Source organism: Agromyces sp. Y782 (genome assembly GCF_059445405.1).
Map to the genome: position 1 here is coordinate 300,552 of NZ_JCAIUG010000001.1, position 15,061 is coordinate 315,612.

11 protein-coding genes are annotated in these 15,061 nt (G+C 68.1%); 4 read left to right on the top strand and 7 right to left on the bottom strand.

Annotation, left to right across the window (positions count from 1 at the left end):
* Window positions 1–7 precede the first annotated feature (7 nt).
* From AC1C2S_RS01415 to guaB1, 3 genes are all read right to left on the bottom strand, one after another.
* Entirely contained in the window at window positions 8–1,045 is a 1,038-nt protein-coding gene (locus AC1C2S_RS01415; protein ID WP_495350753.1) for a hemolysin family protein, read from the bottom strand.
* Entirely contained in the window at window positions 1,042–2,370 is a 1,329-nt protein-coding gene (locus AC1C2S_RS01420) for a hemolysin family protein (RefSeq protein WP_495350754.1), read from the bottom strand. The genes AC1C2S_RS01415 and AC1C2S_RS01420 overlap by 4 nt, the downstream gene beginning before the upstream one ends.
* 149 nt (window positions 2,371–2,519) lie before the next feature.
* Window positions 2,520–3,959 (bottom strand): GMP reductase, encoded by a 1,440-nt coding sequence (gene guaB1, locus AC1C2S_RS01425; protein ID WP_495350755.1) that lies wholly within the window; start codon window positions 3,957–3,959, stop codon window positions 2,520–2,522.
* 156 nt (window positions 3,960–4,115) lie between these two features.
* Between guaB1 and AC1C2S_RS01430 the strand changes: the two genes are divergently transcribed.
* Window positions 4,116–7,919, top strand: coding sequence for a multifunctional oxoglutarate decarboxylase/oxoglutarate dehydrogenase thiamine pyrophosphate-binding subunit/dihydrolipoyllysine-residue succinyltransferase subunit (locus tag AC1C2S_RS01430; RefSeq protein ID WP_495350756.1), 3,804 nt, complete (start codon window positions 4,116–4,118; stop codon window positions 7,917–7,919).
* A 69-nt stretch (window positions 7,920–7,988) separates the two neighbouring features.
* Here the strand turns inward: AC1C2S_RS01430 and AC1C2S_RS01435 are convergent, their stop codons facing one another.
* From AC1C2S_RS01435 to AC1C2S_RS01445, 3 genes are all read right to left on the bottom strand, one after another.
* A complete protein-coding gene (locus AC1C2S_RS01435; RefSeq protein WP_495350757.1) occupies window positions 7,989–10,220 on the bottom strand; it encodes an MMPL family transporter in 2,232 nt (743 codons plus the stop codon).
* Between the two features lie 84 nt (window positions 10,221–10,304).
* The gene (locus AC1C2S_RS01440; protein WP_495350758.1) at window positions 10,305–10,559 is read right to left on the bottom strand and encodes a zf-HC2 domain-containing protein; all 255 of its coding nucleotides are present in this window, start codon (window positions 10,557–10,559) and stop codon (window positions 10,305–10,307) included.
* The gene (locus tag AC1C2S_RS01445) at window positions 10,556–11,236 is read right to left on the bottom strand and encodes a sigma-70 family RNA polymerase sigma factor (RefSeq protein ID WP_495353173.1); all 681 of its coding nucleotides are present in this window, start codon (window positions 11,234–11,236) and stop codon (window positions 10,556–10,558) included. Before AC1C2S_RS01445 ends, AC1C2S_RS01440 begins: the two co-directional genes overlap by 4 nt.
* A gap of 109 nt (window positions 11,237–11,345) precedes the next feature.
* Between AC1C2S_RS01445 and aroA the strand changes: the two genes are divergently transcribed.
* From aroA to bcp, 3 genes are read left to right on the top strand one after another with little or no spacing between them, the layout of a single operon-like run.
* Window positions 11,346–12,716: a 3-phosphoshikimate 1-carboxyvinyltransferase gene (aroA, locus tag AC1C2S_RS01450; RefSeq protein ID WP_495350759.1), complete on the top strand. Its 1,371-nt coding sequence runs from the start codon at window positions 11,346–11,348 to the stop codon at window positions 12,714–12,716.
* On the top strand, window positions 12,713–13,801 hold the full coding sequence (gene rsgA, locus AC1C2S_RS01455) for a ribosome small subunit-dependent GTPase A (RefSeq protein ID WP_495350760.1): 1,089 nt from the start codon (window positions 12,713–12,715) through the stop codon (window positions 13,799–13,801). Before aroA ends, rsgA begins: the two co-directional genes overlap by 4 nt.
* Window positions 13,802–13,848: 47 nt before the next feature.
* A complete protein-coding gene (bcp, locus tag AC1C2S_RS01460; protein ID WP_495350761.1) occupies window positions 13,849–14,325 on the top strand; it encodes a thioredoxin-dependent thiol peroxidase in 477 nt (158 codons plus the stop codon).
* 75 nt (window positions 14,326–14,400) lie between these two features.
* Here the strand turns inward: bcp and AC1C2S_RS01465 are convergent, their stop codons facing one another.
* On the bottom strand, window positions 14,401–14,880 hold the full coding sequence (locus AC1C2S_RS01465; RefSeq protein ID WP_495350762.1) for a hypothetical protein: 480 nt from the start codon (window positions 14,878–14,880) through the stop codon (window positions 14,401–14,403).
* Window positions 14,881–15,061 lie beyond the last annotated feature (181 nt).

Below are 15,061 nucleotides of genomic sequence, written 5' to 3' on the forward strand. Positions count from 1 at the left end.
CGACGCCTCACCCGCGTCGGGTCGCGTCCTGCACCTCGCCGACGAGCTCCTCGATGATGTCCTCGAGGAAGATGACGCCCGTCGTGGTGCCGTCTTCGTCGAACGCCCGCGCCACGTGGGTGCCGAGTCGGCGCATCGTCGCGAGTGCGTCTTCGAGGTCGGTGCCGGCGAAGATCGAGACGAGTCGGCGCACCCGCTTCGCCGGGATCGGGTCGTCGAACTCGCCGTCGTCGAGATCGATGACGTCTTTCAGGTGCACGTATCCGTCGGGCTGGCCCGCCTGGTCGAGGATCGGATAACGCGAGAACCCATGCCTGGCCACGGCCCGTTCAACGTCGGCCGGCGTGGCCGCGGGTGGCAGGCTCACGAGACCGCTGAGCGGCACCGCGACATCCTGCACTCGCTTCGTCGTGAATTCGAAGGCGGCGGTGAGGGTGCCGCTCGCGTCGTCGAGCACGCCCTCGCGACGTGACTGGTCGACGATCGTCTGCACCTCCTCGAGTGTGAACGTGGAGTTCGCCTCGTTCTTCGGCTCGACGCCGAAGAGCCGCAGCACGCCGTTGGCTGTGGCGTTCAGTGCCACGATGATCGGTCGGAAGATGCGGGCGAGGAAGACGAGCGGCGGCGCGAGCAGCAGCACGGCGCGGTCGGGGATCGAGAACGAGAGGTTCTTCGGCACCATCTCGCCGAAGACGACGTGCAGGTAGGAGACGAGCACGAGGGTCACGATGAATGCGATCGTCGAGATGACCTCGACCGACCAGCCGGTGAGGTGCAACGGTACCTCGAGCAGGTGATGGATCGCGGGTTCGGAGACGTTCAAGATCAGCAGCGAGCAGATCGTGATGCCGAGCTGGCTCATCGCGAGCATCAGCGTTGCGTGCTCCATCGCCCACAGCGCGGTCTTCGCACTGCGCTTCCCCTGCTCGGCGAGCGGCTCGATCTGCGACCGCCTGGCTGAGATGACTGCGAACTCCGCTCCGACGAAGAAGGCGTTGGCGATGAGCAGCACCACGAGCCATGCGAGTCCGGCCCAGTCGTTCATCGGTCACCACCTTCTGTTCCGTCGGATTCGGACAGCGGGGTCGGCACGAATCGCACGCGGTCGATGCGCCGGCCATCGAGTCGCTGCACGGCGAGGGTGCCATCGTCGATGAGCACTTCGTCGCCGACCGCGGGCAGTCGCCCGAGCTCGGCCATGACGAATCCGGCCACGGTCTCGTAGTCGCCGTTCTCGGGCACGCGGATGCCGGTGCGTTCGAGCAGTTCGTCGGGACGCAGTATTCCGGGGAAGCTGATGACATCGCCGCGGTGCACGATGCCCGCACGCGTGCGATCGTGCTCGTCCGCCACCTCGCCGACGAGTTCCTCGACGAGGTCTTCGAGGGTGGCGACGCCCGCGGTGCCGCCGTACTCGTCGACGACGACGGCCATCTGGTAACCGCGGCCGCGGAGCTCGCCGAGGAGCGCATCGAGTTTCATCGTCTCCGGCACTCTGAGGGCTTCGGACTGCAACGCCGAAGCGGGCACGTCTCGCCGCTTCTCGCGCGGCACCGCCACCGCCTGCTTCACGTGCACGAGACCGACGACGTCATCGAGGTTCTCGTCGTAGACCGGGAACCTGGAGTAGCCCGTCTGACGCGCGAGCTCGAGCACGGCCTCTGCCGGCTGCTGGCGCTGCACGGCGGCGACTGCCGGGCGCGGGGTCATGACGTCGGACGCATCGTGGTCGGCGAAGCGCAGGGTGCGGCCGAGAAGGGTCGCGGTGTCCTGTTCCAGCAGCCCGGCGCTCGCGGAGCGGCGCACGAGCGAGGAGAGCTCTTCGGCTGAACGAGCGCCCGAGAGCTCCTCCTTGGGCTCGATGCCGAAAGCGCGGAGGATTCCATTCGCGCTGCCGTTCAAGAGCGAGACCGCCGGCCGGAACACCCATGAGAACGCGGTCTGGAAGGGCATCACGATGACGGCTGTCTGCCTCGGGAGCGCGAGCGCGAAGTTCTTGGGCACGAGCTCGCCGATCACCATCGACAGGAGCGTCGCGACGACGATCGCCGTCGTCGCCCCGACCGGACGCAGGAGCGCCTCGGGCAGTCCGGCTGCCTCGAGCGGGCCGGCGAGCAGCGAGGAGATCGCGGGTTCCATCGTGTAGCCGGTGAGGAGGGTCGTCAGTGTGATGCCCAGCTGGGCGCTCGAGAGGTGCGTCGACGTGATCTTCAGCGCCGATATCGTGAGGCTGAGCTTCGTCTCACCTCGTGCGCGCCGTGCTTCGAGGTCGGCCCGATCGAGATTGACGAGCGCGAACTCACTGGCAACGAACAAGCCCGTGCCGATCGTGAGGAGGAGTCCGATGCCGAGGAGTATCCACTCAGACATCGCCGCCTCCCCGAGCAGTCACGGGCGAGGGTCTATGGCCGGGCGTATTCGCAGAGGGAGGATCGTCCATTGTCCGCCCAGTATATCGGCGAGTCCCGTGCGAGCACCGAGCCGTAACCCAGGCGTCACCAGCGCAGTGGCTCATCGGCTCACCAACTGACCGGCAGCGCCTTGCCCTCCTCGTACCCTGCGGCGGACTGGATGCCGACGAGCGCCCGGTCGCGGAACTCTTCGATGGTGCGGGCGCCGGCGTACGTGAACGAGCTGCGCACGCCCGAGGTGATCATGTCGAGCAGGTCCTCGATCGACGGCCGCAACGGGTCGAGGTAGATCGCCGACGAGGAGATCCCCTCGGCGAAGAGCTCCTTCCGGGCGAGCTCGTACGGCGACAGCCGATCGAACCGCTCCCGCACGGCCTTCGTCGATGCCATGCCCCAGCTCTCTTTGAAGAGGCGCCCGGACGCATCGCGCCGCAGCGTGCCCGGCGCCTCGATCGTGCCCGCGAACCACGAGCCGATCATGACCGACGCCGCACCAGCCGCCAACGCGAGCGCGACATCGCGCGGATAACGCACGCCGCCGTCGGCCCAGACTTTCGCGCCGAGCTCGCGCGCGGCCTCCGCCGTCTCGAGCACCGCCGAGAACTGGGGCCGTCCGACGGCGGTCATCATCCGGGTCGTGCACATGGCCCCTGGCCCGACGCCGACCTTCAGCACATCCGCGCCCGCATCGACGAGGTCGGCGACCGCGTCGGCGGTCACGATGTTGCCGGCGACGATCGGCACGTCGAGGCCGAGGTTCCGCACGATCGACACAGCGCGGATCATGCCCTCCTGGTGCCCGTGCGCCGTGTCGATGACGAGCATGTCGACGCCCGCCGCGACGAGCGCGGTGGCCTTCGCGGCGACGTCGCCGTTGATGCCGACCGCGGCGGCCACGCGAAGCCGCCCGTCGGCGTCGACGTTGGGCTGGTAGATCGTGCCGCGCAGCGCGCTCCGCCGGCTCAGCGTGCCGACCACCTGTCCGTGCTCGAGCACGGGAGCGAAGTCGAGTCCGGCGTCGACCATCAGATCGAACGCCCGGCGCGGGGTCGACACGTCATCGGCGTCGAGCGAGGCGAGCCCGCCGTGCACGAGGTCGCCGAGACGGGCGTCGGGCAGCGCGGTCGCGAGCCGGTCGGCCGGGATGCATCCGATGTACACGCCACGGGAATCGTGCAGCACGATGCCGTGGCCGGCAACGGGCGGCAACGTGGCGAGGGCATCGGCGGCAGTGGCATCCGGGCTGAGGTCATGCGGCGTGTCGAAGCGGGGCGACTGGTCCTTCACCCAACGGATCGCCTCGTCGAGATCCTGCAGGTGCAGGTCTTGCGGCAGCACGCCGAGGCCGCCACGGCGAGCGAGCGTGGCCGCGAGCCGCGGCCCGGTGATCGAGTTCATGTTCGCCGAGACGATCGGCACGGATGCCCCCGAGCCGTCGTCGGGCGCGAGCGACACGTCGAGGCGGCTCGTCACGCCGGAGCGGCTCGGCACGAGGAACACGTCCGAATAGGTGAGGTCGTGGCTGGGTGTCGTCCGGTAGAACTCCATGCCGCCACGCTACCGCCGCCACACCCCGAGGGCAGGTGCTCTCGGTCATGCGCGGGGGTTTAGGCTTGTGTAGGTGATCCGGCACGGCCCGCGTGCTCGTGGCGCGATCGCCGCTGCAGGTATTCCAGCATCAACGGAGAGAGTGGGCGAGAGGCTGTGTCGAGCCAATTGACCGGGTCAGGATCAGACGAGACGACGTCGGGCGAATACGGAGCCAACGAGTGGCTCGTCGACGAGATGTACGAGAAGTTCCTCGTCGATCCAGAGTCGGTCGACAAGACCTGGTGGCCGGTGCTCGAGCACTACCGCCAGGTGAAAACCGGCGCCGCCGAGCCGTCGGCCGCCGCCCCTGCGACGGATGCCGCGGCATCCGCACCGCCCGCCGCCCCCCTTGCGACCTCCGCATCGCCCTCCGCTCCCCCTGTGGCGCCAGCCGTCGCTGAGCGCGCAGCGCCCGCGACGCCTGCGGTCGAGCCGCCCCCGGCCACGGCCCCCGTGCCGGTCATCGGGCAGACCCCCGCGGCGCGCACGACCTCTGTCGCCCCGCGTACCCAGCCCGTTCCCGCCGATGTGCCGGTCACGAGCCCGCAGCCGATCATCGCCGAGGCACCCCACGAAGACGAGGTGCTGCCGCTCAAGGGCATGTCGAAGGCCCTCGCCGCGAACATGGACGCCTCGCTCACCGTGCCGACAGCCACGAGCGTGCGCACCATCCCCGCGAAGCTCATGATCGACAACCGCATCGTGATCAACAACCACCTTCGGCGCTCGCGCGGCGGCAAGATCTCGTTCACGCACCTCATCGGCTGGGCGCTCATCCAGGCGCTCAAGGAGTTCCCGAGCCAGAACGTCTTCTACTCCGAGATCGATGGCAAGCCGAGTCTCGTCAAGCCCGCCCACATCGGACTCGGTATCGCGATCGACATTCCGAAGCCCGACGGCTCCCGGGCGTTGCTCGTGCCGGCGATCAAGCGCGCCGAGACGCTGACGTTCAACGAATATCTCGCCGCCTACGAAGACCTCGTGCAGCGTGCCCGCCAGAACAAACTGAAGGCCGACGACTTCTCGGGCGCGACCATCTCGCTCACCAACCCGGGCGGCATCGGCACGGTGCACTCGGTGCCGAGGCTCATGAAGGGCCAGGGCTGCATCATCGGCGCGGGCGCACTCGAGTACCCGGCCGAGTTCCAGGGCTCGAGCGAGAAGACGCTCGCCCACCTCGCGATCGGCAAGACGATCACGCTCACCTCGACGTACGATCACCGCGTCATCCAGGGCGCGGGTTCCGGCGAGTTCCTGAAGAAGGTGCACGAGCTCCTCATCGGCCAGCGCGGCTTCTACGAGGGACTCTTCTCGGCACTTCGCCTGCCCTACGAGCCGATCCGTTGGGCGCCCGACATCTCGGTCGACATCGCGAGCGCGATCGACAAGACGGCCCGCGTGCAGGAGCTCATCAACGCGTTCCGCGTGCGCGGTCATCTCATGGCCGACATCGACCCGCTCGAGTACGTGCAGCGTTCGCACCCCGACCTCGACATCGCCAGCCACGGCCTCACCTTCTGGGACCTCGACCGCGAGTTCGTCACCGGCGGCTTCGGCGAGAAGCGCACGGCACTGCTGCGCGACATCCTCGGCGTGCTGCGCGACTCGTACTGCCGCACGATCGGCATCGAGTACATGCACATCCAAGACCCCGTGCAGCGCAAATGGATCCAAGACCAGGTCGAGCGCAGCTACGAGAAGCCGACCCACGACGAGCAGATGCGCATCATGGGCAAGCTCAACGAGGCCGAAGCCTTCGAGACGTTCCTGCAGACGAAGTACGTCGGCCAGAAGCGGTTCAGCCTCGAGGGCGGCGAGTCCGTGATCCCGCTCCTCGACGAGATCCTGCAGGGCGCTGCGAAAGAGGGCCTCGACGAGGTCGCCATCGGCATGGCGCACCGCGGGCGCCTCAACGTGCTCACGAACATCGCCGGCAAGACCTACGGCCAGGTGTTCCGCGAGTTCGAGGGCACCCAGCACTCGAAGGGCTTCTCCGGCTCCGGTGATGTGAAGTACCACCTCGGCACGCAGGGCACCTTCACCGCCGACGACGGCCACCAGATCCCGGTCTCCCTCGCGGCGAACCCCTCGCACCTCGAAGCCGTCGACGGCGTGCTCGAGGGCATCGTGCGGGCCAAGCAAGACAGAAGGCCCATCGGCACGTTCTCGACGCTGCCCATCCTCGTGCACGGCGACGCGGCCATGGCCGGCCAGGGCGTCGTGCTCGAGACGATGCAGATGTCGCAGCTGCGCGGGTTCCGCACCGGCGGCACGATCCACGTCGTCGTGAACAATCAGGTCGGCTTCACCACGGTGCCGGGCGATGCACGCTCGTCGATCTACTCGACGGATGTCGCGAAGACCATCCAGGCCCCGATCTTCCACGTCAACGGCGATGACCCCGAGTCCGTCGTGCGTGTCGCCGAGCTCGCCTTCCGCTACCGGCAGGAGTTCAAGCGCGATGTCGTCATCGACCTCGTCTGCTTCCGCCGTCGCGGCCACAACGAGGGAGACGACCCCTCGATGACCCAGCCCCTCATGTACAACCTCATCGAGGCGAAGCGCTCGGTGCGCAAGCTCTACACCGAAGCGCTCGTCGGCCGCGGCGACATCACCGAGGCCGAATACGAAGACGCCCACCGCGACTTCCAAGACCGGTTGGAGCGTGCCTTCGCCGAAACGCACGCCGCGCAGACCGGGGCGATCCCGATCATCGGTGCCACCGAGACCGCCAAGCCGGTCGAGCCGGTCAGCGGCGAACTCGAGACCACCGGCGTCTCGACCGAGGTCGTGCACGCCATCGGCGATGCGTTCAACAACAAGCCCTCGGGCTTCACCGTGCATCCGAAGATCCAGCAACTGCTCACGAAGCGCCTCGACATGAGCCGCAACGGCAAGATCGACTGGGGCTTCGGCGAACTGCTCGCGCTCGGCTCGCTCCTCCTCGAGGGCACCCCGGTGCGCCTCTCCGGCCAAGACGCCCGCCGTGGCACCTTCGTGCAGCGGCATGCGGTGCTGCACGATCGTGCGAACGGCCAGGAGTGGCTCCCACTGCAGAATCTCTCCGACAACCAGGCGCACTTCTGGATCTACGACGCTCTGCTCTCCGAGTACGCGACGATGGGCTTCGAATACGGCTACTCCGTCGAACGGGCCGACGCGCTCGTGCTGTGGGAGGCGCAGTTCGGCGACTTCGCCAACGGCGCGCAGACCATCATCGACGAGTTCATCTCCTCGGCAGAGCAGAAGTGGGGCCAGCGTTCGAGCGTCGTGCTCCTCCTCCCCCACGGCTACGAAGGTCAAGGGCCCGACCACTCGAGCGCCCGCATCGAGCGCTACCTGCAGCTCTGCGCCGAGAACAACATGACGGTCGCTCGGCCCTCGACGCCGGCCTCGTACTTCCATCTGCTGCGCCGTCAGGCCTACGTCCGCCCCCGCCGGCCGCTCGTGGTGTTCACTCCGAAGGCGATGCTCCGCCTGCGCGGCGCGACGAGCGAGGTCGCCGACTTCACGCAGGGCAAGTTCGAGCCGGTCATCGACGATGCACGCATCACCGACAAGGCCGCGGTCAAGCGCGTCGTGTTCGTCTCGGGCAAAATCTATTACGACCTGATCACCGAGCTCGACAAGCAGCAGAACACCGAGGTCGCGCTCGTGCGTCTCGAGCAGCTCTACCCGCTGCCGGCCGGTGAGCTGAAGACCGTCGCCGACTCGTACCCGAACGCCGAGCTCATGTGGGCGCAAGACGAGCCCGAGAACCAGGGCGCGTGGCCGTACTTCATCATCGAGACGAACAAGCTCGGGTCGCGCACCGTCTCGGTCGTCGCCCGCGCAGCAGCAGCGTCGCCCGCGACCGGCTCCGCGAAGCGGCACGCCACCGAGCAGGCCGAGCTCGTGCGGCGCGCGACGACGATCTAGCCGACACGACACGAACGAAGCGAGCGGATGCCCCGGGGCATCCGCTCGATTCGTGATCGGCGCTGGGTCTCAGCGCATGCCGCGTGCCAGCTTGCTCGGCCACCAGATGGCGCGTCCGATGTCGTACGCGAGCGCGGGCACGAGCAGGGTGCGCACGAGGAACGTGTCGAGCAGCACCCCGAACGCGACGATGAACGAGATCTGCGCGAGGAAGAGGATCGGCAGCACCCCCAGCGCTGCGAACGTCGCCGCGAGCACGAGGCCGGCCGAGGTGATCACTCCGCCCGTCAGCCGAACGCCTCGCACGATGCCCGCTCGCGTACCGAACCGTATCGACTCCTCCCGCACCCGCGTCATCAGGAAGATGTTGTAGTCGACACCGAGAGCGACGAGGAACACGAATCCGAAGAGCGGCACCGACGGGTCAGCGCCCGGGAATTGGAAGACGTGCTCGAACACGAGCGCCGACACCCCGAGTGCCGCCGTGAACGAGAGCACGACACTGCCGATCAGGATGAGCGGTGCGACGATCGATCGCAGCAGCAACATGAGGATCACGAGGATCGCGGCGAGCACGAGCGGGATGACGAGGGTGCGGTCGGCGATCGCCGCCGCGTTCGTGTCGAGCGCGACCGCGGTCTGCCCGCCGACGAGCACCTCGGTATCGACCTCGTCGAGGTTCTCGCGGAGCTGCTCGACGGTCGCCTCGGCCTCGAGCGAGTCCGACGGGTCGGTGAGCGTCACCTGCAACTGCACTTCGCCGTCGACGACCGTCGGGGCAGGCGCGGGAGTCCCGGGCGGGCCCAACGCCTGGATGCCGTCGCTCGTGACGGGCGCCGTGCCGGCAGGCGAGTCGGCGCTCAGCACGGCGACGGAGTCCACGCCGGAGGAGTCGAGCGAGACATCCGTCATCTGCTGCAGTTCGTCGTGCGGGCCGATCACGATCGCCGGCGTGCCCGATCCCGCGGGAAAGTGCTCGCCCAGTAGCGCCTGGCCGTCGCGAGCCTGTGACTCACCGAGGACGAACTCACTCGAGGCGACACCGTCTGCATCGAGTTGCGCGAGGCCGAGCGACATCGCGCCGAGCGCAAGCACCGAGACGATCCACACGGTGCGGGGGCGCTTCGAGACGAGCCGGCCGACGCCCGCCCAGATGCCGCGATCCGGCAGGTCGGCCTCGTCAGGTGCCGAGGCATCGTGCACGCCGGCCGCGTGCCGGGCGTGCGCCTCGACTTCATCACCGATGCGGGCGACTCGGCGAGGCCAGAACGCCGCCCGACCCGCCCAGAGCAGTAGCGACGGCAACAGGGTCAGCGCTGCGAGGAGCGCGAATACGATGCCGATCGCCGCCACCGGCCCGAGGATCTTGTTCGAGGTGAGCTCGCTCACCAGCAGGATGAGGAGGCCGACGATCACCGTGCCGCCCGAGGCCACGATCGGCTCCCACGAGCCCTTCAGCGCCGCCCACGTGGCATCCCACTTGCGTTCGTATCTGGTGAGGGTCTCCCGGTACCGGGAGATGTAGAGCAGCGCATAGTCGGTGGCGGCGCCGATCACGAGGATGAACAGGATTCCCTGCGTCTGCCCCGACAGGAGAATGATGTCGGCTCGTGCGAGTGCGACGACCGTGAACACCGACGCGCACAGCGCGGTGAGACTCGTGAAGAGCACGATGACCGGCAGCAGCGGCGAGCGGTAGACGACGAGGAGGATGACGAACACCGCAGCGAGGGCGACGGCCAGGAGCAGCCCGTCGATGCCGCTGAACGCGCCGACGATATCGGCGCTGAATCCTGCGGGCCCCGTGACGGCAGCCGTCGTGCCGTCGATGGCATGCTCGTCGAGCACCGTGCGCAGCTCTGCGACGATCTCGGCGGGCTTCGCACCGCCGTCGACCTGCTCGATCGGGATGACCATCTGGGCCGCGTCGCCGTCGTCCGACGGCAGCACCGGCGAGGCACCTTCGGCGTTCACGCCTTCGACCGCGAGCAGCTCGTCGCGGAGCTCGTCGATCGCCGAGAGCTGCGCCTCGTCGAGTTCCTGATCGCCCGCGACCACGACGATCGCCGGTACCTCTTCCGTGTCGCGGAACCCCTCTTGCAACTCGGTGACCTCGGTGGCCTCGGCCGACGAGGGTAGGAACTGCGCCTGGTCGTTCGTCGAGACGTCGCTCAGCCCGCCGAAGGCGGCGCCGCCGGCACCGAACAGCGCGAGCCAGACGAGGATGAGGGTCGTGGGAATGAGGACACGCAGCCACGTCGGCACGCGTCGCTTCGAAGGCTGGGCGGAATGCTCGATCACACCGTCTACGTTACGGACCGACCTGCATCACGCGCATCCAACGAACGATTGAGTGGACGCCCGATACGGACGGACCGACGATCGTCAGACGACCGGCTCGTGCGAGGACTGGAACAGCCGGAGACGCTCCAGCACGAGCACGCGCAGCTCAGCCGGTGCGCTCTCGCGGCATGCCCGTTGCACGACCTCGGTGATCGCCACGCCGACGCGCAGTTCGGCCTGGCAGTCAGCGCAGTTCTCGACGTGTTCACGGATGTCGGTGGCATCCGCTCCACGCAATTCATGGTGCAGATACTCTTCGAGTTCGGCCCGGGCCTTTTCGCAACCGCAATCAGTCATCGTGAGCTCCTCGGCAGGCTCTGCCCTCTGGGCATGCTCCGCCTCCTGGTGGGTGACGCCGACTCGCCCGCAGCGAAACCCTGTTCGCGGGCGTAGTCGGCGAGGGACTCGCGGAGCAGGCGCCTGCCACGGTGCAGACGGCTCATCACGGTCCCGATGGGGGTGTTCATCATGTCGGCGATCTCTTGGTAGGAGAACCCCTCGACGTCGGCGAAGTACACGGCGAGACGGAAGTCCTCCGGCAGCGCCTGCAGCGCGTCTTTCACCGCACTGTCGGGCAGGTGATCGATCGCCTCGGCCTCGGCAGAGCGGCTCGCGCGAGCGGTCGTCGATTCGGCGCCGCCGAGCTGCCAGTCTTCGAGGTCGTCGATCGTGCCCTGGTACGGCTCCCGCTGCTTCTTGCGATAGCTGTTGATGAAGGTGTTCGTCAGGATGCGGTACAGCCACGCCTTGAGGTTCGTACCCTGCGTGAACTGCCCGAATGCTGCGAACGCCTTCACGAACGTCTCTTGCACGAGGTCTTGCGCGTCGGCCGGATTCTTCGTCATGCGAAGCGCCGCGGCATACAACTGGTCGATGAACGGCAGCGCCTGTTCCTCGAAGAGTTCACCGGGCGGCCGGGCGGCCTCCGCGGTCTCGGGGTCGGTCGGCGTTGCGTCGATCTCGTCGGCAGTCATCACCGGCCATCCTAGATCGTCAACCGCAACGACCGTCTTGCGTTCGAGCACTCCCAACGACACGCGCACCAACTCCTTCAGCATTTCCTGACGCTACTGTTGGTAACCGATGCAGATTTCGAGGTATTCCGCACCCGAGTTCGATCCGTACGGCGAAGCGAGGCAAACCGAGACGGATGACGGGTGGCGCGCGCCGCTCGCCATCGCTCCGCTCTCTTCAGCGCTGGCCCTGCCGGGGTCCAAATCGCTCACCAATCGCGAGCTCGTGCTGGCCGCGCTGGCCGACGGACCTTCCACCCTTCGTGCGCCGCTCTGGTCTCGTGACAGCGAGCTCATGATCGAGGGCCTGCGCGCGCTCGGCACCGGATTCGAACGGGTCGCGGGCAGCGGCGGCTTCGGCGACGATCTGCGGGTCACTCCCGCGACCGAACTGCTCGGTTCGACGACCATCGACTGCGGTCTCGCCGGAACGGTCATGCGGTTCCTGCCGCCGGTCGCGGCACTCGCGCTCGGCCCGACGACGTTCGACGGCGACGAGGGAGCCCGACGACGGCCGATGGGAGCATCGATCCACGCCTTGCAGGCCCTCGGCGTCGACCTCGATGACGACAGGCGCGGTGCGCTGCCCTTCACGGTGCACGGCACCGGACGTGTCGAAGGAGGCTTCCTGGCCATCGACGCGAGCGCCTCGAGCCAGTTCGTGTCGGGCCTCCTGCTCTCGGCTGCGCGCTTCGAGCACGGGCTCGATCTCACTCACACGGGCGATCGGCTACCGAGCATGCCGCACATCGAGATGACCATCGAGACGCTGCGTGCGCGCGGAGTCGACGTGCTGAGCCCCGAGCCCGGCCGCTGGCTCGTCGCCCCGGGCGCCATCGGCGCGATCGATGTCGACATCGAGCCCGATCTGTCGAACGCCGCACCGTTCCTCGTCGCCGCGCTCGTCGCCGGAGGCTCGGTCACGATCACGGGCTGGCCCGCCGAGACGACGCAAGTCGGCGACGAGCTCGCCGGGCTCCTGCCGCTTTTCGGAGCACGGGTCGAACGCGCCGGCGACCGGCTCACCGTGCACGCCCCGCCACTCGGCAGCGATGGTCGCCGCGGCATCCGCGGCGTCGAGCTCGACCTGTCGGCGGCGGGCGAGCTCGCTCCGAACCTGGTCGCGCTCGCCGCTCTTGCCGACGAACCCTCGACGATCCTCGGCATCGGCCACATCCGCCACCACGAAACCGACCGACTCGCCGCGCTCGCTGCGGAGATCAACGGGCTCGGCGGGCGAGTGACCGAGCTCGACGACGGATTGCGCATCGAGCCCGCGCCGCTGCATGGCGGACCGTGGCGCGCCTACGCCGATCACCGGATGGCGACGAGCGGCGCGATCATCGGTCTCGCAGTGCCGGGCGTCGTCGTCGACGACATCGCGTCGACCGGCAAGACCCTCCCGCAGTTCACCGAGCTCTGGGAGCAGATGCTGGCATGACCTGGTGGAGCACCGACGACGACGAGGACGACGAGCCCGAGTTCGACGAGTCCGACGTGCGCGTGCGGCCCAGCCGCCGCGGCAGCCGCCCCCGCACCAAGCAGCGCCCCGAACATGCCGACGCCGTGAACGGCATGGTGATCGGAGTCGACCGCGGTCGCTACAGCGTGCTCATCGACGAGAACGGCCCCACCGAACGTGTGATCACCGCGGCGCGGGCGAGCGAACTGCGTCGCAAGTCGGTCGTCACCGGCGATCACGTCGATCTCGTCGGCGACACGTCGGGCGAACCCGGCACGCTGTCGCGCATCGTGCGCGTCGGTGAGCGCACGACACTGCTCCGCCGCAGTGCCGACGACACCGACGAGGTCGAGCGGGTCATCGTCGCCAACGCCGACCAGATGCTCATCGTCGTCGCCGCGGCGAACCCGGAACCGCGAATCCGACTGCTCGATCGCTACCTCGTGGCGGCGTTCGATGCCGGCATCCGGCCGCTGCTCGTCGTCACGAAGACCGACCTCGCCGATCCCGAGGAGTTCCTGCGGAACTTCGCCGGTCTCGACCTGCCGGTCTTCCTGAGCGGCGAAGACCAGATGCCGCTCGGCGACATCGCGCGTGCCCTCATCGGCCATCGCACGGTGTTCGTCGGCCACTCCGGCGTCGGCAAGTCGACACTGGTGAACGCGCTCGTTCCGAGCGCCCAGCGGGCCATCGGGCGGGTCAACGTCGTCACCGGCCGGGGCCGCCATACCTCGTCGTCGACGGTATGGCTCCGGCTCGTGCCTTCCGACATCCCGGGCGCCGACGAGCTCGAGACGACCGGAGAATCCGGCTGGGTCATCGACACTCCGGGGGTGCGGTCGTTCGGGCTCGGCCACGTCGACCGCGCGAACATCCTGCGCGCCTTCACCGACCTCGACCGCATCGCCGAGCGCTGCCCACGCGGGTGCACGCATCTGCCCGATGCGCCCGACTGCGCGATCATCGAGGCGGTCGAGGCCGGCGAACTCGGCGAGACCGGCCCGGCACGTCTCGAATCGCTGCAGCGACTGCTCACCACGTTCGCGGGCGGCACCGCCTCCTGAGGCACTGCGGGGCTCGCGGCATCCGTGGATCTGCTTAACATGGAGGCATGACCGATGCTCGACTCGCCCCCGGCGACCCCGCTCCAGATTTCACCCTGCTCGACCAGAACGGCGAACCGGTCACCCTCTCAGCCCTGCGCGGCACGAAGGTGGTCCTGTACTTCTACCCCGAGGCGATGACCCCCGGTTGCACCACCGAGGCGTGCGACTTCCGCGACAACCTGAACTCCTTCGCGAGCGCCGGCATCCGGGTGCTCGGCGTCTCGAAAGACGAGGTCGCCAAGCTGGCCGCGTTCGCCGAGCGCGACCGCCTCACCTACACCCTGCTCTCCGATGCCGACCTCGCCGTGCAGCAGGCCTACGGCGTGTGGGGTGAGAAATCGCTCTACGGCAAGATCATTGTCGGCTCCATCAGGTCGACGTTCGTCATCGGCGAAGACGGCCGCATCGAGCGAGCGTTCTACAACGTCAAGGCGACGGGGCACGTCGCCCGATTGCGCCGTGAGCTCGGCCTCGACGGCTGAGCGCGATTCACTCCTGAGCGCGATTCGCTCCTGAGCGCGATTCGCTCCTGAGCGTGATTCGCTCCTGAGCGCGATTCACTCCTCAGGGCGATCCGCCGGGTGATCCTCGGAGCGGGCGTAGGCGAGACGCACGGGCGCCCACAGCAGCAGGCCGATCACCGTGATCGCCGGAACCAGCAGCGCCCACCCGAGATCCGGTCGCGCGAAGAAGCCCTGGAACGCGCCGACCGCGACCGAAACCTGCAGGATCTGCCAGACGATCGCCGCTGCGCGCGACCACGGCGCGCGCCGGAGTGAGGCGAAGGCGACGGCCACGACCCAGATCGCCCCGATCGCCACCAGCACGAGCAATGCGATCGCCGTCGCGTACGACGACGGCTGCAACGCGAGCAGGTCGATGGCGAGCCAGATCACGAGTGCGGTCATCGCGAACGCCTCGAGGAACAGCATGATGCTCACCACTGCAAGTGCGCCTCGCACTCCGCCTCGGGGTCGAGCAGCGGATGCCGCACCGTCGTGTAGCACGTTCTGCCCGCCGTCGTCGCGCCGATTCACAGGGTTATCCCATACACAGCTATTGATTCGATCTCTCCGCTATGCGACCCTTTATGAGGCCGAATTGATGCTCACAGGGACGTGAGCCGATCAGTCACTGATCCTACTTCCCGAGATTCGGCTTTCCCCCAGCAGCAGCCGGATTCGGCAAGCGCAATCGTGCGCGTCTGCAATCGAAGTA